Origin of the sequence: Pseudoflavonifractor phocaeensis (genome assembly GCF_038439875.1) — a bacterium.
Taxonomy (GTDB): Bacteria; Bacillota; Clostridia; order Oscillospirales; family Oscillospiraceae; genus Vermiculatibacterium.
The window spans coordinates 365,933-388,918 of the sequence record NZ_JBCDMT010000004.1 but is presented as its reverse complement, the minus strand read 5'-3'; the positions used below and the strand labels follow the sequence as shown (position 1 = coordinate 388,918).

The 22,986-nt window shown below is 62.5% G+C and carries 25 protein-coding genes and 1 riboswitch; of the genes, 16 read left to right on the top strand and 9 right to left on the bottom strand.

The window, feature by feature from the left end; all coding sequences use genetic code 11:
• Positions 1 to 6 precede the first annotated feature (6 nt).
• Both AAEU42_RS09190 and AAEU42_RS09185 read right to left on the bottom strand, forming a co-directional pair.
• On the bottom strand, positions 7 to 342 hold the full coding sequence (locus tag AAEU42_RS09190; RefSeq protein ID WP_342233240.1) for a hypothetical protein: 336 nt from the start codon (positions 340 to 342) through the stop codon (positions 7 to 9).
• Positions 343 to 642: a DUF2089 family protein gene (locus AAEU42_RS09185; protein ID WP_342233239.1), complete on the bottom strand. Its 300-nt coding sequence runs from the start codon at positions 640 to 642 to the stop codon at positions 343 to 345.
• A 187-nt stretch (positions 643 to 829) separates the two neighbouring features.
• Here AAEU42_RS09185 and AAEU42_RS09180 point away from each other — a divergent pair, with 187 nt between their 5' ends.
• The 5 genes from AAEU42_RS09180 to ispE are packed head-to-tail and all read left to right on the top strand — an operon-like array spanning position 830 to position 5,350.
• Positions 830 to 1,315 (top strand): Lrp/AsnC family transcriptional regulator, encoded by a 486-nt coding sequence (locus tag AAEU42_RS09180; protein ID WP_342233238.1) that lies wholly within the window; start codon positions 830 to 832, stop codon positions 1,313 to 1,315.
• Entirely contained in the window at positions 1,312 to 2,502 is a 1,191-nt protein-coding gene (locus AAEU42_RS09175; protein WP_342233237.1) for a pyridoxal phosphate-dependent aminotransferase, read from the top strand. The genes AAEU42_RS09180 and AAEU42_RS09175 overlap by 4 nt, the downstream gene beginning before the upstream one ends.
• Entirely contained in the window at positions 2,502 to 3,104 is a 603-nt protein-coding gene (gene thrH / locus AAEU42_RS09170) for a bifunctional phosphoserine phosphatase/homoserine phosphotransferase ThrH (RefSeq protein WP_342233236.1), read from the top strand. The genes AAEU42_RS09175 and thrH overlap by 1 nt, the downstream gene beginning before the upstream one ends.
• A gap of 52 nt (positions 3,105 to 3,156) precedes the next feature.
• A complete protein-coding gene (locus AAEU42_RS09165) occupies positions 3,157 to 4,440 on the top strand; it encodes a DUF1015 domain-containing protein (protein ID WP_342233235.1) in 1,284 nt (427 codons plus the stop codon).
• Between the two features lie 49 nt (positions 4,441 to 4,489).
• Complete coding sequence (gene ispE / locus AAEU42_RS09160) at positions 4,490 to 5,350, top strand: 4-(cytidine 5'-diphospho)-2-C-methyl-D-erythritol kinase (protein WP_342233234.1); 861 nt, start codon at positions 4,490 to 4,492, stop codon at positions 5,348 to 5,350.
• Positions 5,351 to 5,392: 42 nt separating this feature from the next.
• On the opposite strand, the gene AAEU42_RS09155 is transcribed toward ispE, so the two are convergent.
• Complete coding sequence (locus tag AAEU42_RS09155; RefSeq protein WP_342233233.1) at positions 5,393 to 5,728, bottom strand: winged helix-turn-helix transcriptional regulator; 336 nt, start codon at positions 5,726 to 5,728, stop codon at positions 5,393 to 5,395.
• A 179-nt stretch (positions 5,729 to 5,907) separates the two neighbouring features.
• On the opposite strand from AAEU42_RS09155, the gene AAEU42_RS09150 reads away from it, so the two are divergent.
• From AAEU42_RS09150 to AAEU42_RS09130, 5 genes are all read left to right on the top strand, one after another.
• Positions 5,908 to 6,705 (top strand): hypothetical protein, encoded by a 798-nt coding sequence (locus AAEU42_RS09150; RefSeq protein ID WP_342233232.1) that lies wholly within the window; start codon positions 5,908 to 5,910, stop codon positions 6,703 to 6,705.
• A gap of 23 nt (positions 6,706 to 6,728) precedes the next feature.
• A complete protein-coding gene (locus AAEU42_RS09145) occupies positions 6,729 to 7,514 on the top strand; it encodes a protein-ADP-ribose hydrolase (RefSeq protein ID WP_342233231.1) in 786 nt (261 codons plus the stop codon).
• Complete coding sequence (locus AAEU42_RS09140) at positions 7,498 to 8,340, top strand: SIR2 family NAD-dependent protein deacylase (RefSeq protein WP_342233230.1); 843 nt, start codon at positions 7,498 to 7,500, stop codon at positions 8,338 to 8,340. Before AAEU42_RS09145 ends, AAEU42_RS09140 begins: the two co-directional genes overlap by 17 nt.
• A 2-nt stretch (positions 8,341 to 8,342) precedes the next feature.
• Positions 8,343 to 8,672, top strand: a complete 330-nt coding sequence (locus AAEU42_RS09135; protein ID WP_342233229.1) for a CPCC family cysteine-rich protein — start codon at positions 8,343 to 8,345, stop codon at positions 8,670 to 8,672.
• A gap of 78 nt (positions 8,673 to 8,750) precedes the next feature.
• Positions 8,751 to 9,377, top strand: coding sequence for a stage II sporulation protein R (locus tag AAEU42_RS09130; protein WP_342233228.1), 627 nt, complete (start codon positions 8,751 to 8,753; stop codon positions 9,375 to 9,377).
• On the opposite strand, the gene AAEU42_RS09125 is transcribed toward AAEU42_RS09130, so the two are convergent.
• Positions 9,374 to 10,417: a DmpA family aminopeptidase gene (locus AAEU42_RS09125; protein WP_342233227.1), complete on the bottom strand. Its 1,044-nt coding sequence runs from the start codon at positions 10,415 to 10,417 to the stop codon at positions 9,374 to 9,376. The two genes, AAEU42_RS09130 and AAEU42_RS09125, sit on opposite strands and share 4 nt — an antisense overlap.
• Before the next feature lie 189 nt (positions 10,418 to 10,606).
• Between AAEU42_RS09125 and AAEU42_RS09120 the strand changes: the two genes are divergently transcribed.
• From AAEU42_RS09120 to AAEU42_RS09095, 6 genes are all read left to right on the top strand, one after another.
• The gene (locus AAEU42_RS09120) at positions 10,607 to 11,935 is read left to right on the top strand and encodes an MATE family efflux transporter (RefSeq protein ID WP_342233226.1); all 1,329 of its coding nucleotides are present in this window, start codon (positions 10,607 to 10,609) and stop codon (positions 11,933 to 11,935) included.
• Between the two features lie 78 nt (positions 11,936 to 12,013).
• Complete coding sequence (gene holA, locus AAEU42_RS09115; protein ID WP_342233225.1) at positions 12,014 to 13,051, top strand: DNA polymerase III subunit delta; 1,038 nt, start codon at positions 12,014 to 12,016, stop codon at positions 13,049 to 13,051.
• A 33-nt stretch (positions 13,052 to 13,084) separates the two neighbouring features.
• Positions 13,085 to 14,947, top strand: coding sequence for a DUF4914 family protein (locus AAEU42_RS09110; RefSeq protein WP_342233224.1), 1,863 nt, complete (start codon positions 13,085 to 13,087; stop codon positions 14,945 to 14,947).
• Position 14,948: 1 nt separating this feature from the next.
• Positions 14,949 to 15,545 carry a ribonuclease M5 gene (locus AAEU42_RS09105; RefSeq protein ID WP_342233223.1) on the top strand — a complete coding sequence of 199 codons (597 nt, stop codon included), beginning with the start codon at positions 14,949 to 14,951 and terminating at the stop codon, positions 15,543 to 15,545.
• Between the two features lie 14 nt (positions 15,546 to 15,559).
• On the top strand, positions 15,560 to 16,090 hold the full coding sequence (locus AAEU42_RS09100; protein ID WP_342233222.1) for a GNAT family N-acetyltransferase: 531 nt from the start codon (positions 15,560 to 15,562) through the stop codon (positions 16,088 to 16,090).
• A gap of 86 nt (positions 16,091 to 16,176) precedes the next feature.
• A riboswitch (THF riboswitch) is annotated at positions 16,177 to 16,278 on the top strand.
• A 76-nt stretch (positions 16,279 to 16,354) separates the two neighbouring features.
• Complete coding sequence (locus tag AAEU42_RS09095) at positions 16,355 to 16,966, top strand: folate family ECF transporter S component (RefSeq protein WP_342233221.1); 612 nt, start codon at positions 16,355 to 16,357, stop codon at positions 16,964 to 16,966.
• 41 nt (positions 16,967 to 17,007) lie between these two features.
• Here the strand turns inward: AAEU42_RS09095 and AAEU42_RS09090 are convergent, their stop codons facing one another.
• From AAEU42_RS09090 to alaS, 5 genes are all read right to left on the bottom strand, one after another.
• Entirely contained in the window at positions 17,008 to 19,041 is a 2,034-nt protein-coding gene (locus AAEU42_RS09090; protein ID WP_342233220.1) for a hypothetical protein, read from the bottom strand.
• Entirely contained in the window at positions 19,026 to 19,364 is a 339-nt protein-coding gene (locus tag AAEU42_RS09085) for a histidine triad nucleotide-binding protein (protein WP_342233219.1), read from the bottom strand. The genes AAEU42_RS09090 and AAEU42_RS09085 overlap by 16 nt, the downstream gene beginning before the upstream one ends.
• Before the next feature lie 15 nt (positions 19,365 to 19,379).
• Entirely contained in the window at positions 19,380 to 19,709 is a 330-nt protein-coding gene (locus AAEU42_RS09080) for a cupin domain-containing protein (RefSeq protein ID WP_342233218.1), read from the bottom strand.
• Between the two features lie 108 nt (positions 19,710 to 19,817).
• A complete protein-coding gene (locus tag AAEU42_RS09075) occupies positions 19,818 to 19,991 on the bottom strand; it encodes a DUF4250 domain-containing protein (RefSeq protein WP_342233217.1) in 174 nt (57 codons plus the stop codon).
• A 1-nt stretch (position 19,992) separates the two neighbouring features.
• Positions 19,993 to 22,671, bottom strand: coding sequence for an alanine--tRNA ligase (gene alaS, locus AAEU42_RS09070; protein WP_342233216.1), 2,679 nt, complete (start codon positions 22,669 to 22,671; stop codon positions 19,993 to 19,995).
• Positions 22,672 to 22,986: the final 315 nt, after the last annotated feature.

The following is a 22,986-nucleotide window of genomic DNA, read 5'->3' as shown; positions in this document are numbered from 1 at the left end:
AAGGGGTCATAGATCCTGGATGTTCATCCGGTCCATGTTCTTTTTCTCAATGAATTTTTTTCGGGTGTTCCGGTAGATCACAAGGTAGAGGACGGTGGGGATGTTCAGGACCACCAGCCCCAGCGCCGCTCCGGCCAGCGCGGCCCACAGGGACACGTTGGTCAGATTGAAGATCAAAATCAAAGTGACGCACACCGAAAAAATAACGGCCAGGATGGGGAGAGCCCGGCCTGGCCAGGGGCTTTCCACCTTGGCCAGGAAATATTCCACCACGCAGAGCAGGGCGGTGGGGATGGCCACGTAGAGTATCAGCAGAAAAATCGTGTTGAAAGCAAATGCCATTTACGTTTCCTCCTTTTGTTTTTTATAGGCCTGGATCAAGATTTTGGCGGTGTCGAAATCCAGCTTGTCGTTTACCGCCAGCCGCTTCACCAGGGCCACATAGGGGTCCATAGCCTGATCCTCGCTAAGCTTGATCTTTTGGATGAGCCGGTCCAGCCGCAGCCGCACCGTGGGATAGGTGACGGAGTACAGGGCGGCCACTTCCTTGAGGGAGCCGGAGGAGAGAATGAAATTGCGGATAAAGGCAGTGTCCTCTTCCTCCAGCCCCGCCATCCAGTCCGGAAGTATTTCTATGGGCATGAGGCATCCCCTTTCCAAGTGAGTGACTTTCACAATATTAAAGATAACATTTAATATTGTGAAAGTCAATAGTGAAATAATATCTTAGAAAAGTTGAGCAAACAAAAAATAAAACGCATCAGTTGATTTTCCTGCCCCTCAGGCATTATAATAGATCAAATCATCTAACGGATGGGAGGAACTTGAAATGGCGAACATGAAGCTGTTGCAGCTTTTGGAAAGCGACTGCACCCTCACCCCGGAGCAGCTGGCCTCTATGGCTGGTATGACGGTGGAGGAGGTCAAGGCCGCCGTCAAGGAATTTGAGGCGGAAAAGCTGATTTTGGGCTATCAGGCCGTGGTGGATTGGGACCGCACCCAGAGGGAGAACGTCACCGCCCTCATCGAGGTCAAGGTGACCCCCCAGCGGGGGGAGGGCTTCGACCGGATCGCGGAGCGCATCTACCAGTACGACGAGGTGGAGAGCGTGTACCTCATGTCGGGGGCCTTCGATCTGACCGTTATCATCTCGGGCCGCACGCTGAAGGAAGTGGCCCAGTTCGTGGGCGATAAACTGGCTCCCCTGGAGGACGTCACCGGCACCGCCACCCACTTTATCCTTCACAAGTACAAGGAAAACCACCTGATCTTTGAAAAGCGGGAAGAGCAGGAGAAGGAGTGGATCTTCACGTGAACTACGAAAACATTCTCTCGGAGCGGGTGAAGGAAGTCCAGCCCTCCGGCATCCGCCGCTTTTTTGACATCCTGGAGGAGATGAAGGACGCCATCTCCCTGGGGGTGGGCGAGCCCGATTTCGTCACCCCCTGGCACATCCGGGACGCGGGCATCTACTCTTTGGAGAAGGGCCACACCAAGTATACATCCAACGCCGGCATGGCCGGACTGCGCCGGGACATCGCCTCCTATCTGGAGCGGCGCTTTGATCTGAAATATGACTTTGCCAAGGAGATCATCGTCACCGTGGGCGGCAGCGAGGCCATCGACATGGCCATGCGGGCCCTGCTGAACCCCGGCGACGAGGTCATCATCCCCGTGCCCTCCTTCGTCTGCTATGGTCCCCTGTGCTCGATGACCGGCGCCAAACCGGTCTTTGTGGAGACCTACGCCGAGGACGGCTTCAAGCTTACGCCCCAGGCATTGAAAAAGGCCATCACCCCCAGAACGAAGATCGTCGTGGTGCCCTTCCCCAACAACCCCACCGGCGGCATCATGGAAAAAGAGGACTATGAGCAGATGGCGGACATCCTCCGGGGCACCGACATCATGCTTCTCTCCGATGAGATCTACGCCGAGCTGACCTACGGCCAGCACCACTATTCTCCCGCCAACCACCCCGAGCTCTATGAGCGCACCATCGTGGTCAACGGCTTCTCCAAGTCCCACGCCATGACCGGCTGGCGCATGGGCTACGTCTGCGGCCCCGCCCCCGTCATCCAGGAGATGCTCAAGCTCCACCAGTACGGCATCATGTCCGCCCCCACCACCAGCCAGTATGCCGCCATTGAGGCGATGCAGAACGGGGACGTGGACATCGAGAAGATGCGGGACGAGTACGACGGCCGCCGCCGCTATCTGGTGGAAGGCCTGCGCCGCATCGGTCTGCCCTGCCACGAGCCCCGGGGGGCCTTCTACGTTTTCCCGGACATCCGTGGGACGGGCCTTACCTCCGACGACTTCTGTGAGCGGTTCCTGATGGAGGAGAAGGTGGCCGTCATCTCCGGCGCCGCCTTCGGACCCGGCGGCGAGGGCTTCGTCCGCTGCTGCTACGCCACCTCCATGAAGGATATCGCCGAGGCCCTCACCCGGATGGACAACTTCCTCACCAACTTGAAAAAGAAACGGGAAAGGGGAGAGTTTTGATGTACCTGACATGCCTGGACATGGAGGGCGTCCTGGTCCCGGAGATCTGGATCGCCTTCGCCGAGGCCAGCGGCATCCCGGAGCTGAAGCGCACCACCCGGGACGAGCCCGACTACAACAAGCTGATGAACTACCGCCTGGGCATCCTAAAGGAGCACGGCCTGGGCCTGAAGGAGATCCAGGCCACCATCGCCAAGATCGACCCTCTGCCCGGGGCCAAGGCATTTTTGGACGAGCTGCGGTCCATCACTCAGGTCATCATTTTGAGCGATACCTTTGAGCAGTTTGCCAAGCCCCTGATGGAAAAGCTGGGCTGGCCCACCATCTTCTGCAACACCCTGGAGGTGGCGCCGGGTGGGGAGATCACCGGGTTTCAGATGCGCTGCCCCCAGTCCAAGCTCACCACGGTGAAGGCCCTGCAGTCCATCGGCTACCAGACCATCGCCGCCGGGGACAGCTACAACGATCTGGGCATGATCCAGGCCAGCAAGGCGGGCTTCCTCTTCAAGAGCACCGACCAGATCAAGGCGGACCACCCGGAGCTGGCCGCCTACGAGGACTTTGACCAGCTCCTGGCCGCCATCAAAGGGGCCATGGCCTGACAGAGGTTTCTCCGGCAGACGCCGGTTTCAAAAATCAATGAGGGGGACCGCTATGGACGCCAATTTTCAGGCTTTGAGCTTCGGCCCGGCCGATATCCTGCTGCCCCAGGACTGCGACTTGACCAAGTGGGCCGTGGTGGCCTGTGACCAGTATACCTCCCAGCCCGAGTACTGGCAGCGGGTGGAGGAGCGGGTGGGGTCCGCCCCCTCCACGCTCCGTCTCATCCTGCCGGAGAGCTGCCTGGACGGTCCCAACGTGGAGACCGACATCATGGAGATCAACAACACCATGACCCGCTATCTGCGGGAAGACCGCTTCCGGGAGCTGACGGGTTCCCTCATCTACGTGGAGCGGACCCTGCATAACGGAAAAGTCCGCCGGGGCCTGGTGGGGAAGGTGGACCTGGAGCAGTACAACTACGAGCCGGGGTCCGCCTCCGCTGTCCGGGCCACGGAGGGCACCGTGATGAGCCGCATCCCGCCCCGGGTGGCGGTGCGGAAGAACGCCCCCGTGGAGCTGCCCCACGTGATGCTCCTGTGTGACGACCCCCAGAAAACGGTCATCGAGCCTCTGGCCCTCCGCAAGGACCGGATGGAGTTGCTCTATGAGTTCGAGCTGATGGAGGACGGCGGCCGGGTGGCCGGCTGGCGGCTGGACAGCGGGAGCATGGCCCAGGTGGCTTCCGCCTTCCAGGCTCTCTTTGCTCCCGAGGCTTTCCAGGCCCGTTACGGGCTGGCGCCCGGGACTCCGGTCCTCCAGTTTGCCGTGGGTGACGGAAACCATTCCCTGGCCACGGCCAAGGAGTGCTACGAGCGGCAGAAAAAGCTGACAAAGCCCGAGGAGTGGGCAGCCCTGCCCGCCCGTTGGGCCCTGTGTGAAGTGGTTGACCTTCACGACGACTCCCTGGAATTTGAGCCCATCCACCGGGTGGTGTTTGGCGTCAAGGGAAAAGACTTGCTTAATGAAATGCTGCAGCATTTTCCGGGCGCCTATGAGGGCGAGGGGGAAGGTCACGTCCTCCGTTATATCTGGGCGGAGGGAGAGGGGGCCGTCACTGTGCCCCATCCCAGGCAGCAGCTGCCCGTCGGCACCCTCCAGACCTTCCTGGACGGCTATGTAAAGGACCACGGCGGCAGCATCGACTACATCCACGGCGCCGATGTGACCCGGGACCTGGGCCGGCGGGGCGGCAATATGGGCTTCCTCCTGCCCCCTATGGGGAAGGAAGAGCTGTTTCCCACGGTCATTTACGACGGGGTCCTGCCCCGCAAGACCTTCTCCATGGGAGAGGCAAACGATAAGCGGTTTTACTTAGAGGCCCGGAAGATCCGATAACGAGACAGAGGGCGCGTATTTTGTGACGCGCCCCATGAGGAGGCCCGCGGTGAGTACTCTCACGCTGGAAGCGCCCGCCAAATTGAATCTGACCCTGGATGTGCTGGGAAAGCGGGACGACGGCTACCACGAGATGAGGATGGTGATGCAGTCGGTCTCTCTTGCCGACACCCTCACGCTGGAGACAGCGCCGGGGGAGGGGGTCGCCCTGTCCACAAACCTGGGCTTTCTGCCGGTGGACGGCAGGAACCTGGCCGCGGCGGCCGCCCTCAGACTCCAGGAGGCCGCCGGGGTGGACTTCGGGCGTCTGGTCATCGCCATCGACAAAAAGGTGCCTGTCTGCGCCGGCATGGCGGGGGGCAGTTCCGACGCCGCTGCCGTCCTCCGGGGGCTCAACACCCTTCTGAAGCTGGATATTTCCCCGGAAAAGCTGGCCCAGATCGGGGCGGGAGTGGGCTCCGACGTGCCCTACTGTGTCCTGGGGGGCACCGCCCTGGCTGAGGGCCGGGGAGAGGTGGTCACGCCCCTGCCCGCCCTGCCGCGCTGCTGGGTGGTCATTGCCAAGCCAGGCTTTCCCGTCTCCACCCCGGAGCTTTTCGCCCGGCTGGACGGGAAGCGGCTGCGCTGTCATCCTGACACCGCCGGGATGCTTGCCGCGCTGGAGTCGGGAGACCTGCCCGGCGTGGCCCACAGGCTTTTCAACGTCTTTGAGGACGTGCTTCCCGGCCACCGCAGGGACCGGGTGGACGAGCTTAAGCAGGTCCTGCTCCATAACGGAGCGATGGGCGCCAGCATGACCGGCACCGGCCCCACCGTCTTCGGCCTTTTTGACAGGGAGGAGGTGGCCCGGGCGGCCCATGAGGCGGTGCGCCCGCTGTGTCCCGACAGCTTTTTGGCCCAGACCCTTTGACAAAGAGAAAGACCGCCCTGGTTTGGGCGGTCTTTTCTGCACTCAGCTCTCCTGGGAGAGCCGTTTTTTATAAGCTGTGCCCCAGGCCGTCATGGCATCCAAAATAGGCTTGAGGCTCTCCCCGGTCTCGCTGAGGCGGTACTCCACCCGTGGCGGCACCTCCGGGTATGCGGTGCGGAGGATGAGACCGTCCTCCTCCAGGGCCCGGAGGTTTTCCGTCAGGGCCTTCTGGCTGATGCCGGGGATGCTCTTACGGAACTCACCAAACCGTTTGGTGCCCTCCATCAGATCCCGGATGATGAGGGGCTTCCACTTGTTGCCGATGAGCCGCACGGTGGTGGCCACCGGACAGGGGGGCAGCTCTTCCCAGGTCAGCATGGCGGACACCTCCTTTTTTCTTATCATAGCACGGGCCGGACAGCTTCGCAACAGTTACAAAAAGGTGACCTGATAATAAAAAAGTGCCTGCTTTACTTTGGAAAAGAGCCCCGCTATGATGGGATCAAGGACCGCAAGACCGCGGCCCCGCAAACGATCCCACATAGGAGGAACCAAACATGAACAAGAACGCTTACACCACCGTCAAACTGGAAAAGGGCGAGATGAACGTCTACGATTTTGGCGCGGTAAAGCTCCACGCCTACCGCACCGACGACCCCATCGCCGACGAAGTTTTCGTTCTGGAGAAAGCCGGGCAGGCGGTCATCCTGGAGTCGCCCTGTTTCTTTGACAGCAACCGGGCGCTGGCGGAATACCTGGAGGAGCGGGAGCTGACCGTGGCCGGGATGCTGCTGGCCTACCATATGGCGGGGGCCTCATTCCTGCCGGGGACCCGGAAGTACGCCACCCGGAATGCCGACGAATACGGCCATTCCGGCGGGGGAAAAGCCCTGATCGAGAATTTCACCGGGGTCTATGGAGACGATTTTGACGGGAGCATCCATACCGTCACCGACTTTTTGGAGGAGGGGGAGGCGGCCATCGGCGGGATCCGGTTCCGGGTGATCCCGACGCAGGAGGCCTTTGACGTGGAGATCCCGGAGATCAACACGGTGTATACCCATATGCTGGGCCACGACTGCCACTCCATCGTGGCGGGGGCGGGTCACGCCGACGCGCTGATCGGCCAGCTGGAGGGCTTTCTGGCGAAGGGCTACACCCTGGTGCTGACCTCCCACTACACCCCGGAGGATTTGAAGGACGTGGAGACCAAGATCGCCTATCTTCGGACACTGAAGGATATTGCCGGGCGGTGCTCCGGCGCTGAGGAATTCAAACGGGCGGTCCAGGAGCGGTACGGCGCGTACAGCGGGGAAAACTATCTGGACATGACGGCCGGATTCTTCTTCGGATAAAAACGGGAAAAGGGGCGCGGGCCATGGGGCGGCTGGAAGAGATCGGGGTCCTCAACGAAATGCTGCTGGCTGAGATGCCGGAGTACCGGGCGTGGGCCGGGCGGTTTCCGGAGGAGAAGACAGCCCAAAGGCGGCTCCTCCGGGGGCTGATGAACCTTCGTCCGCCCCTGCCCCCGCGGCCGGGCTTTTTGGGACGGCAGGACGCTCTGCTGTCCGCCGAGCGAGAGGCCAAGGGCGTTGTGGATGTCCTCGGCCTGCCCGCCGTGCCGGGGGAACCCCGGCTGTGCCTGTGGCGGGGGGACATCACCCGGCTGGGGGCGGATGCCATCGTCAACGCCGCCAATCCGGCCCTGCTGGGGTGCTTTTATCCCAACCACGGCTGTATCGATAACGCCATCCACTCGGCCGCCGGGATCCAGCTCCGGTTGGCCTGCCGGGAGCTGATGGAGGCCCAGGGCCACCCGGAGCCCACGGAGCGGGCCAAGGTGACGCCGGGGTTCAATCTGCCTGCCCGGTATGTCCTCCACACGGTGGGACCCGTTGTGGAGAGGGAGGTGGCCCGGGGGGACCGGGAGGCGCTGGCTGGCTGTTACCGGGCCTGCCTGGACGCCGCCGGAGGAGCGGGGTGGGAAAGCGTGGCCTTTTGCTGTATCTCCACCGGGGAGTACCGCTTTCCCGGCCGGGAGGCGGCCCGGATCGCTGTGGACACGGTCCGGACGCTGCTGCCCCGGCATCCAAACATCAAGCGGGTGATCTTCGATGTGTTCCGAGAGGAGGACGAGGCCCTCTACCATGAACTTTTGTACTGAGCTGGAGAAAGCGGCCGAAGTCCTGGAACGGTCGGAGGCCGTAGTGGTGGGGGCGGGGTCCGGCCTGTCCGCCTCCGCCGGGCTCACCTATGGCGGGCCCCGGTTCCAGGAACACTTCGCCGGCTTTATCGCCCGCTATCACGTTACCGACATGTATTCGGCGGGGTTTTATCCCTATCCCACCCAGGAGGAATACTGGGCCTACTGGAGCCGCCATATCTGGTGGAACCGCTATGCCCAGGACGGGGGAGCGGTCTACGGCCGCCTGCTGGAGCTGGTGGGAAAAAAGGATTACTTTATCCTTACCACCAACGTGGACCACTGCTTCCAGCGGGCGGGCTTCGACAAAAAGCGGCTCTTTTACACCCAGGGGGATTACGGGCTGTTTCAATGCGCCAAGCCCTGCCACGGTAAGACCTACGACAACCGGGCGGCCGTGGCGCGGATGGTAAAGGAGCAGAGGGACCTGCGGGTGCCGCCGGAGTTGGTACCCCGGTGCCCAGTGTGCGGCGGGCCCATGATACCGAACCTGAGGTGCGACGGGCGGTTTGTGGAGGACGAGGGCTGGCGCGCGGCCCAGGAGCGCTGCCGGGATTTCCTCCGCCGGCACTTGAGGGGCAGGATCGTCTTTCTGGAGCTGGGGGTGGGGAACAACACCCCCGGTATCATCAAGTACCCCTTCTGGCGGATGACGGCGGACAATTCCTCGGCGTGGCATATCTGTGTCAACCAGGGGCAGGCCTGGGCCCCGGAGGCCATCCGGACACAGAGCGTATGCCTGGATGGAGACATCGGAACAGTACTGGAAAAAATGGGAGGAGGATAGTTGTGAACAGAGAAAAGAAGCTGTTTCTTCCCACGGCTGGAAGTGGAGCGGAAGAGGAGAGGACGGCGCCCCAAGAGGTGGTTGGGGATGTCCCCTGCCCCTGCTGCGGATGCCTGACCATCCCCAACCACGGGGACGCCCTGGCCTATATCTGCCCCGTGTGCGCCTGGGAGGTCGACCTATTTCTCCGCTCGGACGGGGAGCCCAGCGACCAAAATCACGGCTTGACCCTGGCCGAGGCGAGAAAGAACTACGCCGCAATGGGGGCCTCCGACCCCAGATCAAAAAAGTTTTGCAGGCCGCCCAAGGACCGAGAGCAGCCGGAGCGGTGAAAACGGGGACCGATTTTACGAAAGCTGGTTTAAAACTCCAATAAAAGGGAAAAATGGACACACCTGACATAGAAAGGTGTGTCCATTTTGGTACATGAGAAAAAGAACCGGTTTCGCCGGTGGGAGCTTGCCCTGCTGCTGGGCGTGGCTTTTGCCTCTCTGATGGGGACCTGGCTGTCCGGCCAGCAGGCGGCGCTGACCGAACAGGTGGTGCGGCTCCACGTGGTGGGCGCCTCCGACTCCGCCGAGGATCAAATGGTGAAGCTCCGGGTGCGGGACGCGGTACTGGAAGAGGCCGGGCCCTGGCTGGAGGGGATCACCGACCAGACCCAGGCCCAGGTCATCCTGGCCGAGCATCTGGAAGAGCTGGCCCGGGCCGGGGCGGAGGCGGCGGGGAATTCGGTGTCCGTCACCGCCCAGGTGGAGCAGGACGCCTGGTTCCCCACGAAGCGGTACACGGATTTCTCCCTTCCCGCGGGGCGGTACACCGCGCTGAAGATCACCCTGGGGGAGGGAGAGGGCCGGAACTGGTGGTGCGTCGTGTTCCCGCCCCTGTGCCTGGGCTCGGTCACCGAGACGGTGGCCCAGAGGGCGGGCAGCTTCTCCGACGGCCAGGTGAAGATGATCACCGGGGAGGACGAGGGCTATCTGGTGAAATTCCGGGCTCTGGAGCTCTGGAACGAGCTGACGGAGAAGCTGGGCTAAGTTCCCGGCCTCCACAGGTCGGGCAGGGCGTAGACGGTTTTTCCGCTCCAGCCTGTGACGGTGTGGGCGGTAAAGAGGCAGTTCAGAACGGCCTCCTCCGTACACTCGGCGGCGGCGCGGAAGGGCAGATCCAATTTGTTCTCATGGAAGGCGGTCACCGTTCGGGTGGCCGCCTTTTCTCTCGGGTCAAAGGAATTGGCGGTGGAGAAGGCCAAGAATACTTCACCGCTGCCCTGGCCGATAAAGGAGCCAAGGCGGGCCAGGCCCACGGAGGCCCGGCGGGCCACCCGGCCCAGCTGGCGGCTGTCCAGAGGCAGGTCGGTGGCCAGAAGGACGATACAGGAGCCCACGTCGGACGCCTTGGCGGCCTTGGCCGCCTCGATGGCGGCCCCCACCTTTGTTCCGCCGATGGTGAGGTCGCAGAGCCTTCCGTGATTGGCCAGGACCAGGGCCCCCAGAGTATACTGCCTGCCGTCCATTTCCAGGATCCGGGAGGCGGAGCCCACGCCGCCCTTGAGGCCGTGGCACACCATGCCGGTTCCGGCGCCCACATCCCCTTCGTCGAAATCAGGGGAGGCGGCGGCCAGGGCGGAGAATACCTGCTCGGCGCCCACCGCCCGGCGCTGGATGTGGTTGAGCCCGGCGTCGTTGCACTCACAGACCACGGGGTTCACCGAGGCCAGGGGGACCCCCTCGGCCTCACAGCGGGTGAGCATGTACTCCACCATGGCGTCGTGGACCAGGCCCACGTTGAGGGTGTTGGTAAGGGCGATGGGGGTCTCCAGCGTGCCCAGCTCCTCCACCTGGACAAGGCCGACCGTCTTGCCGAAGCCGTTCAGCACGAAGGCGGCGGCGGGCAGCTTGTGGACGAAAGGGTTCTCCGGGCCAGGGAGGACCACCGTGACCCCGGTCTTGTGCTCGGGGGTGTCCACGGTGCAGTGTCCCACGGTGACGCCGGGGACGTCGGTGAGCTTATTCCGGGGGCCGGTGGGGAGTTCCCCGACAGTAAGGCCGTGATCTCGGGCGCGGAGCTGGTACATCATCATTCCTCCTTGTTGAAGTTAATCCTACCATAGTGGTGAGGGCTTGGCAAGGGGAGCGGTCCGCGGCGGTATTATGATGGAAAAGAGGGCGGCGGCCAGGTGAAATTATAGTCGGAATGACGCTTGCGTTTTTGATCCCAGCCTTTATAATTTCCCTATGTGTTTTTTTGGAGAGAGGGTGCCCCCGTGAAGAAGAGGGAAAACAATATTTTGGCCCTGAGCTGGCCCATTTTTATTGAGCTGCTCCTCCAAATGCTGGTAGGCAATGCCGACCAGATCATGGTGGGCTGGCGGGATCCCGGAGGAGTGGGGGCCATCGGCAACGCCAATCAGGTGACAAATCTGGTGCTTCTGGTATTCTCCGTGGTGTGTACCGCCTCCATGATCCTGATTTCCCAGTACATCGGCGCCAAGGACACCGCCAAGGTCAACCGGACCTATACGGTGGCCCTGGTGACCAACATCGTGTTCGGGCTTCTGGTGAGTTTGATCCTTATTCTCGGCTGCGGCGGCATTTTCCGGCTCATGGGGGTCCATGAGGAGATTTTTGAGAAAACCTGCGGCTATATGCGTGTCATCGGGGTGGGGATGGTGTTCCAGGCGGTCTACCTCACCTTCACCGCCTTTTTCCGCAGCAGCCAGATGATGAAGGAGACCATGCTCATATCGGTGTTGATGAACTGCCTGAACATCGGGGGCAACGCCGTCCTCATCAACGGCCTGGGGCCCGTTCCCGCCCTGGGGGTGCTGGGGGCGGCGGTGTCCAGCGACCTCTCCCGACTCATCGGGGTGGTGGTCATCGCCCTCCTTTTCCGCCGGAAGTTCGGACCGGTGGTCAAGATGAGCGATCTGCGGCCTTTCCCGGCCGAGCAGTTCGGGCGGCTGCTGGCCATCGGCATTCCAACCGGCGGGGAATCGGTGTCCTACAACCTGTCCCAAATCTGCATCCAGACCATCTGCAACCGCTTTGCCCAGTTCGTGGTGAATACCCGGGTGTACGCCAATATGTTTGCCAATGTCACTTACCTCTTTGGCGCGGCGCTGTCCCAGGCCGCCCAGGTGGTGGTGGCCAGACTCATGGGCGGGGGAGACGTACCCGCCACCAGAAAGAGCGTGCGGCTGGCCCTCTTAGGTTCCGTCGGAGTGTCCCTGGCGGTATCCATCCTGCTCTACCTCTTCGCCGGGCCGGTCTACTCCCTTTTCACCAGGGACCCCGACATCATTGCCCTGGCCAAGATCATTATGCTCATCGAGATCCCGTTGGAGGTGGGGCGGGCGGTGAACATGACCATGTGCCGTGTGCTCCAGGCCTGCGGAGATATCCGCTACCCCATTCTCCTGTGCGTGATTTTCGCCTGGGTCATGGGGGTGGGCGGGAGCTGGCTCTTCGGTGTGCGGTTTGGCCTGGGCCTTCCCGGGCTGTGGATCGCCATGGCGCTGGACGAGTGTATCCGGGCGGTGCTGTTCCTGTGGCGCTGGTGGTCGGGGGCCTGGCAGAGCAAACATGTATTATGAAAGTTATGTATGCCCGGATTGCAAAAACCGGGTGAGTATGTTATACTAAGACCACTGCGCGGCATGAGGAGGCAGGCCATGGCTTTCAAGAAAAAAACAGATGATTCCGCCTATCGGGATCTGAAGAAGGATATCACCGCCGGAAGCATCGGGAACCTATACATCCTTCACGGCGAGGAAGTCTACCTCCGGGAGTATTACCTGGGAAAAATGAAGGAGGCTCTTCTCACCGGGGGGCTGGACGACTTCAATTTTCACACGCTGGGGGCCAAGGATTTCTCCATCCACAAACTGCGGGAGCTGGTGGACGCCATGCCCATGATGAGCGAGCGCACACTGGTGGTGGTCTCCGACTACGATATCTATAAGGGGGATAAGGAGGCCATGGCCGATCTCCTGTCCGACCTGCCCGACTACGTGTGCCTGGTGTTCGTCTACGACGTCATCGAATACAAGGCGGACAACCGGGCGAAGCTGGCCAAGATCGTCAAGGAAAAGGGCCGGGTGGTGGATTTCGCCCGCCAGGACCAGGGGGATCTGACCGACTGGATCGCCCGGCGGTTCCGGGCCCTGGGCCACGACATCAGCACCGACGACGCCCGATATCTGATCTTCCTATGCGGGGATCTGATGACGGGGCTCATCTCCGAGATCGGCAAGATCGGCTCCTACGCCAAGGAAAAGCGGGTCACCCGGAGGGATATCGACGCCGTGGCCACCCCCCAGCTGGACGCGGTGGTGTTCCAGCTCACCGACGCCATCGCCGCGGGGGACTTCGACAAGGCCTTCTCCGTTTTGGGGGATCTCCTGCATATGCAGGAGGCCCCCATCAAGCTGCTGTCCATTCTGGGGCGGCAGATCCGACAGCTCTACACCGCCCGGCTGGCCATTGAGAACGGCAAGGGGGCCAAGTGGCTTATGGAGCTGTGGAGCCTGCGGTCGGCCTACCCGGCGGAGAAGCTGGTCCAGTCGGCCCGGAAGTTTTCCCTGGAGTGGTGCCGCAGGGCGGTTCTCCGCTGTGAGGAGATCGATCTGGCCATGAAGTCCACCGGTGCCGACGCCGAGGAGCTGCTTACCGGGCTCCTCCTGGAGCTGGCGGCCAAAAAGGCGTCTTGACAGAAAGCGAGGTCATGGATTTTGAATATTTTGATGGAACGGTTCCATTTTCCCGAGGAGCTCTCCCAGGTGGTGGAGCACAGCCCCAGCGTCATCGTGCCCGAGAGCAAGGAGACCCTTTTCGAGCTGATTTTCGGCAATAAGCGCACCGACAAGATCGAGGTGGGCTACGAGATCGAGGGAAAACTGGTGAAGGAGGCCAACGTGGTCCGCTGCCGGAACGGGGCGGTGGTGAACTACGCGGAGGACTATATGCGCCGCCGGGACCCGGACAGCATGCGGGTGGCCGACGAGCTGCCCACCGACAAGCCCCGGTTTGAGGAGGTATATGGCTATCCCTTCTCCGAGGCGAGGGGAGAGACCATGCGCTGGCTGGCCACCCAGGAGCTTATTTTGGTGCCCTTCAAGGCCGGCGGGTACGATTACGGCTATGAAGCGGTGCTGGTGTGCCCCCGAAACGCCGCCTTTTTCGCCTTTGCCCTCTCCCAGCTCCAGGCATTTATCAACATTCGGGAGGTGGAGAGCTTCACCCCCCGGGCCATCATTTACGTGGCGCCCCCCTTCCGGCACACCCGCTTCAACGGCAAACAGGTGGTGGTACATAGCCGGCAGGAGGGCCTCCACGAGATCTTCTCCTACAATCTCTACCCCGGCCCCTCCGCCAAGAAGGGGGTTTACAGCGTGCTGCTGGACATCGGGGAGCAGGAGGGATGGGTCACCGCCCACGCCTCCGCCGCCCGGATCATCACCCCCTATGAAAACGAGATGGTGATGATGCACGAGGGGGCCTCCGGCGGCGGCAAGAGCGAGCTGCTCCAGGACGTGCGCCGGGAGGAGGACGGCCGGGTGCTGGTGGGGGAGAACACCGTCACCGGCACCAGGCACTATATCAGCATGAGCGATACCTGTACTATCGAGCCGGTCACCGACGACATGGCCATCTGCCACCCCAGCTTCCAGCCCGCCAACGGCAAGCTGGCCCTGGCGGACGGGGAGGACGGCTGGTTCGTGCGGGTGGACGGCATCACCGAGTATGGCAGCGACCCCACCTATGAGCGCATCTCCATCCACACCAAAGAGCCCCTCATCTTCTTCAATCTCCAAGGGGTGCCCCGGGCCACCTGCCTTTTGTGGGAACACGCCCTGGACTCCGACGGCTCCACCTGCCCCAACCCCAGGGTCATCATCCCCCGCCGGATGATCGACCGGGTGGTAAAGACGCCGGTGGAGGTGGACGTGCGCAGCTTCGGGGTGCGGATGCCCCCTGCCACGGCGGAAAAGCCCAGTTACGGCATCGTGGGGCTTATGCACATCCTGCCCCCCGCCCTGGCCTGGCTGTGGCGGCTGGTGGCGCCCAGAGGATACAATAACCCCAGCATCAGCTCCGACGCGCCCCTGGCCAGCGAGGGGGTGGGCTCCTATTGGCCCTTTGCCACCGGTAAGCGGGTGGAGCAGGCCAACCTCCTGCTGGGGCAGATCATGGATTGCTCCGCCACCCGGTACGTGCTCATCCCCAACCAGCATATCGGCATCTACAAGATCGGCTTCTCCGCCGAGTGGATCGCCCGGGAGTACCTGGCCCGCCGGGGCGGCGTGAATATGCGCATGGACCGGCTGGTCCCCGCCCGGTGCCCCATCCTGGGGTACAGCCTCAAGGAGATGAAGGTGGACGGACAGTACTTGTCCCCTAAATTCCTGCGCCCCGAGCTGCAGGAGCGGCTGGGGACGGCGGGCTATGACACCGGGGCCAGGATATTGAACGATTTCTTCGCCCGGGAGCTGGCGGTTTACGACACCCCGGAGCTTCACCCGGTGGGACGGCAGATCATCGAGTGCTTCCGGCAGGGCGGCACGGTGGAGGACTACTGCCGCATCCTGCCCCTGGGGCTGGAATAAGATGTTTCGCATCAAAGAGGCCATTGTGGTGGAGGGGCGGTACGACAAGAATACCCTCTCCCAGCTGGTGGACACCGTGATTTTGGAGACCTCCGGCTTTGCCATCTTCCAGGACGCCGAGCGGCTGGTGCTGCTGCGGCGGCTGGCCCAGGCCCGGGGGCTCATTATGCTCACCGACTCCGACGGGGCGGGGTTCGTGATTCGGAACTATCTTAAGGGGGCCATCGACCCGGCCCTGGTGAAGCACGCCTATATCCCCGACCGCTACGGCAAGGAAAGGCGCAAGCGCCGGCCGGGCAAAGAGGGGAAGCTGGGAGTGGAGGGGATGCCTCCCCAAGTGCTGGAGCAGACCCTCCGGCAGGCGGGGGCCACCTTCCTGGACGAGGCGGGAGAGACGCCGCCCCCCAAACGGGCCATCACCAAGGCCGACCTCTATGCCGCCGGGCTCTCCGGAGGGGAGGGCTCCGCCCAGCGGCGCCGGGAGCTGCTGAAAACGCTGGATCTGCCGGAACATTTGAGCCCCAACGCCCTGCTGGTGGTGCTCAATGCCCTCTACGGATATGAGGAGCTGGCGGAGCGGGGGTTTCTGCGGGCATAAGGATGTGAACGAGTTTGTCTGAACTGAATTGGAAACGGCTGCTCTCCTGCCAGGACGAGTGGTATCCAGCCGCCCGGGCGCTCTATGAAAAGAGCTTTCCCCACCACGAGCAGAGGACGCCCCAGTCTCAGAGGGCGGCGCTGGAGTGCGGAGACTACCACTTCGACCTGATTTTTCAGGACGGACGGTTTGTGGGGGAGCTGCTCCACTGGGATACCCCGGCGTTTTCCTATGTGGAGCATTTCTGCATGGAGCCGTCGGTGCGGGGCCAGGGGTTGGGGCAGAAGGCCCTGGCGCTGCTGGCGGATCGGGTCGGGCCGGTGATCCTGGAGATCGACCCGCCGGCGGACGAGATATCCCGCCGCCGGAAGGGGTTTTATGAGCGCTGCGGCTTCCGGGAAAACCCCTACGACCACCGGCATCCGCCCTATCATCCGGGCAATGAGCCCCACCCGCTGCGGATCATGTCCCATCCCGCCGTGCTGGACGCGGCGGATTGCGCCCGCTTTCAGGAATACCTGGAACAGCGGGTCATGGGGCGGTAAATGTTTGCCCTTGGCGGTTTTCAAAGCCGCTTTTGATATTTCCGCTTGCTATTTCCGAGCGGATAGCGTATCATGGTTCCAGAAAAGGCAGAGTAGGGATCAGCGTGTTGAGTGCCGGCGGGACGGGGAGTTGTCCGCCGGACGAAGTGCGTAGACACGCCGCAGTGCTGATCCCGCATCCCGCTGCCGCATAGGGCGGCGAATACGTCCTCCTCTGTGCGGTATTTCCGAAAGGACTGCCGAATACACAAAGGAGGACTTTTTATGTCCATTTGGGAAGAAACGCAGGATTCCTCACCCTTTTCCGCCGGGTATTGGCGCGCCGCGGCCGCCGATTTCCGAAAGCCCCGCGTTCTGGCCTTTGCCGCCCTGATGATCGCCGCCTGCGTGGCCCTGTCCTACATCCCCTCCATCCCCATCGGAGACGGGGGGGTCCGGGTGACCTGGGGCTTTTTGGCCCGGAGCTTATGCGGCTTGGTGGGAGGACCGGTGACGGCCCTGGTTTTCGGCTTTGCCGAGGACACTATCTCCTTTTTTATCCATCCAACCGGGGCCTATTTCCCGGGCTATGCCCTTACCACCATGCTGGGGACTATGATCTATGCCCTGTTCCTCTATCGGACCAAGGTAACGGTAGTGCGGATCTTTTGGGCCAAACTGTGCACCAACGCCCTGAACGTGGTGCTGGGCTCCCTGTGGAGCGCCATTTTGTACAGCAAGGGATATCTTTACTACATGACCACCAGCCTGGTCAAAAACGTGGTAATGCTGCCGGTGCAGACCGCCATGCTCTGCTTCCTTCTCGCCGCCCTGCTGCCTATCCTCGGGCGAATGGGGTTTGTTCCCGGCGGACAGCGGCTACGGTTTTACCGCTAGAAAAGAAGCCCCGTGAGCGTCAGCTCACGGGGCTTCTTCATTTACGGAGTGATCCAGTCCGGCACCTGGTAGAGGGAGGCGTAATCCGGGTAGAGCGCGGTGAGCCGTCGGGAAATGGAGAAATAATCCTCCGCCGTCCAGTCCCGGACGCGCTGGTAAATGCGGACAAGGGCGCCGTTTTCCAGCAAAAAGGTGTCGGGCAGGGGGGCGTAGGCCGTGCCCGGGCCGGTGTGCTCCAAGAGGTCGTGAGCCAGAAGGGCCAGGACTTCCTGGTTTTCCTCCCCCAGGTGGGTCTGCACCGGGTCACCCACAATGAGGTAGTCGGCCTGGGCGGTGTTCCAGTTGAAGGCATCCCGCTTGTCCACGGTGCCGTGGTACTGGATGACGGTCCGGGTCTCCGGCTCCGGCAGGTTCAGGGAGGCGTAAAGGCTGGTGAGGGTCTCGGTGTTGAGGGTGAAGGAGGAGGCCAGCACCACGGCCGTGTGTGGCTCCTCTTCCGACAGGGCGTTCACATAGTCGGCCAGGGCCAGAAGAGCGTCGATATCTGCGCGGCGGGGGCCGTAGACGGTAAAAGAGGGGAGAAGATCCGGGGCGGCAATCTCTCCGATGGAGGCGGGTTGGGCCTTTGGGATCAAACAGTTGAGCGTGGTCGCCGCCGCCAGGAGGGCGCAGAGGAGGGGGGCGGCGGTAAGGATACAGTTGGTGGCCAGCAGAGCCAGAGTGGGCAGATAGAGGAGCAGGTGTTGCTGGCCGTGGGACTGGACCGCGACGAAGGCCAGGAAACAGACTGCCAGCTGAACGAGCCCCAAGGTCAGCTTTGGCCTGGCTTCTTTTTGGACCAAGGATACCAGGGCACTGAGGAGAAAGACCGCCAGCAGGGCCAGGCCGAAGTACCGGCAGAAGAGGAGGGCGTCGCTCTTCAGGCCCAGGTCGTAGGCGGAGTAGAGGTCGCCGTAATCGGTGCCCAGCACCTTGTCCAGTAGAAAACGGTAGGTGAAGGTGAGAGCACAGACGGCGCAGGAAGCAAAGAGGGCGGCGAAGTCCGCCCATTTTTTGCGCTCGAAAATCACCTTGACCACCAGGGCCGCCACGCCGAAGGAGGCGGCAAAGAAGAAAAAGTACCGGCGCAGCAGGAAGGTTCCCACCAGCAGGGCTCCGGTGAAAATACCCCGGCTGACGGCGGGCCGGTCGCTGGTGTAGATGACATAGGCCCAGATGCCCAGGCCCGCGGCGGCCACATCCACGTAGCCCACCAGACCGATATAGGTGAGCATGGGAAAAAGTCCCGCCAGGGCGAGCCCGCCCCATTTCTTGTCTTTCGCCAGCGCCGCCAGACCCCAGAGGCCTGGGAGCGTGTACAGGTTGGAGACGGCAAACACAAACACCGCCCTGCTGCCGCCCAAAAGGCGCATGAGAAGAGAGATGGGGAAGGCCAGCAGGTGGTTATAGTCCAGGGTGAGGGTGGTCTCCAGGATGCCCCGGAGATGGGCGTAGCCGAAGGGCTCCGCCGCCAGAGCGCGGGCGATGGCCCAGTATCCGGCGTTGTCCCAGACGTAGACGGTGCGGGAGGTGAGAACATAGACGGCCGTAAGGGCATTGAGGGCCAGGAACAAGATCAGCATTTGTCTCCAGCTCACCCGCCCCAGCCCCAGAAGATCCTTTCCGGCCCGGATGAGGGCCAGAACAATGACGGCGAAGACAACGCCACTCCCGGCATGGCAGAGGAGGCGGAGGAAAGGGGCGGCGAGGAGCAGTCCCCCGGATTCCAGCATAGCGTAGCTGATATCAAAGCATCCGCCCAATAGAAAGGCGATGCCTCCAGCCGTCACATTTTGCCGGAGGGTGCGGAAGGGAAGGCAAAGCCGCTCCACAAGGTCAAATTTGGCGCAGAGCGCAATCAAAAGGGCGGAGAGGGCCAGGACAAAAATCCCCAGGGCCACACCGGGGAGACGGCCCCCAAGGGCGGTCCAGAGGCGGACCAGTAGCCAACTGCCCAGACAGGGAAAGACCGCCGCCCGGGCAAGCCAGCGGGCGGCGGAAAAGCTCCTGTCTCTGGGTATCAGCCGGGAGGCCACGTGAAGTCCCTTCCCGAGAGAACGTGGAAATGCAGATGGTGGACGCTCTGACCGGCCTGGTCGCCGATGTTGGAAACCACCCGGTAGCTCTCCAGACCCAGTTCCCCGGCCAGCTTGGCGATGACGGCGAAAATGTGGCCCACGGTGGCCTGGTTGGCCGCGGAGACCTGGGACACTGACTGGATATGCTCCTTGGGAATGACCAGGAAGTGGGTGGGAGCCTGGGGGTCGATATCATAGAACGCGTAGCACAGGTCGTCCTCGTATACCTTTTTGGAGGGGATATCCCCGGCGATGATCTTGCAGAACAGGCAGTCGTTCATAAGAGGGCTCCTTTCTTATTGTTCCGGCACCACGGCGAAGAATTCCAGATCCTCGTCGCCGTCGTTGATGAAGGTGTGGGCATGGCCCTTGGGGCAATAGTGGCAGGAACCGACGGCCACGGGCTCGCGCACGCCGTCGCAGATGAGGGTTCCGGCGCCGCGCAGAATATAGATAATCTCGCTGTTGGTATCATGGGTGTGCAGCCCGATGGAGGCGCCGGGGATCAGCGTACCCCGCATGATTCGGCACATATCGTCCGTGTACGTATGGACCCGAAATTCTTTTTCTCCGCCCCGCATATTGGGGATGGTGGTCACCGGGATGGAGGTGAAGTCGATCAACATGAAAACCACTCCCTTTCCGTTTTCCCTATTTTATACCAGGGAAGGGGAGAAGGCAAGTACCAATCCAAAAGGAGGGGGCCGCCCATGGGCGGCCCCCTCCAGGATCATTCATCGAAATTGATTTTGGCTCCTGTCATAGCGAAAACCCGCTGCTGTCAGCTTGGCTGTCAGCTCCGAGGAGGTGATACCGTAGTCGTCGCACAGGGCCTCCAGCGAAGGAAATCGGTCCCTCAGCTGGGTGTTGACAAAGCTGAGGAGGATAAAGGGGTCCTGGGGCAGCATCTTACAGTCCCAGCTTTCCCGCCACGAAGTCGTCCACGGTGGCCAGGGCGTCGTCCAGCTTGAGGACGTCGGTGCCGCCGCCCATAGCGGAGTCAGGCTTGCCGCCGCCCTTGCCGCCGCAGATGGCGGTGACCGACTTGATGATGTCGCCGGCCTTGATGCCCTTGGTGATGGCGTCCTTGCCGCAGACCGCCAGGAAGGTGATCTTGCCGCCGTTGACCGCGGAGAGGACGGCCACCACGTTGGGGGCTTTGTCCCGGAGGAAGTCGCCCATTTTGCGCAGGCGGTCGGCGTCGGCGTCGGGGAGAGTGCCGGTGAGGACCTTCAGCTCGCCCACATCCTTGGCGCCCATGAGGAAGTGGCCCGCCTCATTGACCGCCTCTTTGGCCTGGAAGGCCTCCACGGTGTGGCGGAGGGTCTTGACCTCCTCCATGGTCTGCTGGGCCCGCTCCCGGATCTCAAAGGGCTTGGCCTTGAGGACCGCGGCGGCCTCGAAGATCATGTCCTGGTTGCGGTTGAGGGTCTCCAGGGTGAGAAGGCCGGTGGTGGCCTCGATCCGGCGGACGCCGGAGGCCACGGAGAACTCGCTGTCGATGTGGAAGACCCCCACCTTGGCGGTGTTGTCCAGATGGGTGCCGCCGCAGAACTCTACGGAGTAGCCGTGGCCCATGTCCACCACCCGGACGGTGTCGCCGTACTTTTCCCCGAAGAGGGCGATGGCGCCCCGCTGCTTGGCCTCCTCGATGGGCAGCACGTCGGTGTGGACCTCGTAGCCCTCCAGGATGGCCTCGTTCACCTGACGGCTGACCTCGGAGAGCTCCTCAGGGGTCAGGGCGGAGAAATGGGTGAAGTCGAAGCGCAGGCGGTCGGGCTCCACCAGGGAGCCGGCCTGCTGGACGTGGGCGCCCAGGACGGTGCGCAGGACCTTATCCAGCAGATGGGTGGCGGAGTGGGCCCGCTGAATGGCCTTGCGGCGCTTCCCATCCACCGTGGAGGAGACGGCGTCACCCACCTTCAGGGCCCCGGAGAGGACCTTGCCGTAGTGCATATACTTGCCGCCCTTGTTCTTCTGCACGTCGGTGACCTGGAACCTGGCGTCCCCGCAGGTGATAACGCCCTGGTCGGCCACCTGGCCGCCCATCTCGGCGTAGAAGGGGGTCTGGTCCAGCACCAGAATGGCGTCGGCGCCCTCCAGAACGCCGTCCCGGAGTTCCTCCTCGGCCACGATGGCCAAAATTTTGCCCGGGCAGTTTTCCAAGTTGGCGGCGTCGTAGCCCACGAACTTGGTCTCCGGCATATCCTTGCCGAACTCGATGCCGGCCCAGCCCAGGTCACCCAGGGCCTCCCGGGCCCGGCGGGCCCGCTCCTTCTGTTCCTGCATGAGCTGTCGGAAGGCGGCCTCGTCCACGGCCATGCCCTGCTCGGCCACCATCTCGGTGGTCAGGTCGATGGGGAAGCCGTAGGTGTCGTAGAGCTTGAAGGCGTCGGTGCCGGAGAAAGTCTTTTCGCCCTTGGCCTTGTGCTCTTCCAGCATGTCGTTGAAGATCCGCAGGCCGCCGTCGATGGTGCGGGCAAAGTTCTCCTCCTCCACCCGGATCACCTTGGTGATATAGTCCTGCCGCTCCCGCAGTTCGGGGTAGTGGCCCTCGTTCTCGCCGATGACAGTGGCGCAGACCTCAAAGAGGAAGGGCTCGTTGACGCCCAAGAGCTTACCGTGGCGGGCGGCCCGGCGGAGAAGGCGGCGCAGGACGTAGCCCCGGCCCTCGTTGGAGGGGAGGACGCCGTCGCAGATCATGAAGGTGGCGGAGCGGATGTGGTCGGTGATGACCCGGAGGGACACGTCACGCTCCCTGCTCTGGCCGTAGCTGGCGCCGGTGATGTCGGTGACCTTCTTGGTGATGTTCATGACGGTGTCCACGTCGAAAAGGGAGTCCACGTCCTGGCACACCACAGCCAGCCGCTCCAGGCCCATGCCGGTGTCGATGTTCTTCTGCTTGAGCTCCTCGTAGTGGCCCTCGCCGTCGTTGTTGAACTGGGAGAAGACCACGTTCCAGACTTCCATGTAGCGGTCGCACTCACAGCCCACGGTGCAGCCGGGCTGGCCGCAGCCGTACTTCTCGCCCCGGTCATAGTAAATCTCGGAGCAGGGGCCGCAGGGGCCGGAGCCGTGCTCCCAGAAGTTGTCCTCCTTGCCGAACTTGAAGATGCGCTCGGCGGGGATGCCGATTTCCTTGTTCCAAATCTCGAAAGCCTCGTCGTCGGCGGGAGTGGTCTCGTTTCCGGCAAAGACGGAGGGATAGAGGCGGTCGGGGTCCAGGCCTACCCACTCGGGGGAGGTCAAAAACTCCCAGGCCCAGTGGATGGCGTCACGCTTGAAGTAGTCGCCGAAAGAGAAGTTGCCCAGCATCTCGAAATAGGTGCCGTGGCGGGCGGTGTGGCCGATGTTCTCGATGTCGCCGGTGCGGATGCACTTCTGGCAGGTGCAGACCCGGTGGCGGGGGGGCTCCTGTTCCCCGGTGAACCAGGGCTTCATGGGGGCCATGCCGGAGTTGATGAGGAGCAGGGAGGCGTCGTTCTGGGGGATCAGGGAGAAGCTGGGCAGGCGCAGGTGGCCCTTGGTCTCAAAAAACTTGAGGAACATCTCTCGAAGCTCGTTGACGCCGTACTGTTTGGGTGCCATGGGAATTACCTCCTAATTTTCTGGGGCGGGCAAACAAAAAACGCCTCGCCCCTGGGGATTCAGGGGCGAAGCGTATCCTCCGCGGTACCACCCTGATTTGCCTGGAACAGGCATCTCATTGGCATCTGATAACGGGGATGGGCCGTCCCGGTCTCCCGGGCCGCTCGGAAGTGGCGCTGGCAGGGCAAACCGAGGGGCTCACACCATCCCCCTCTCGCTTGAGGCCGCGGGCTGTCATTGGTTTCGTCACAGCGGTTTTGCGTCCATAATTGTATCACAATTTTGGTGGTTGTCAAGGGGCGGCGGACTTGTGGG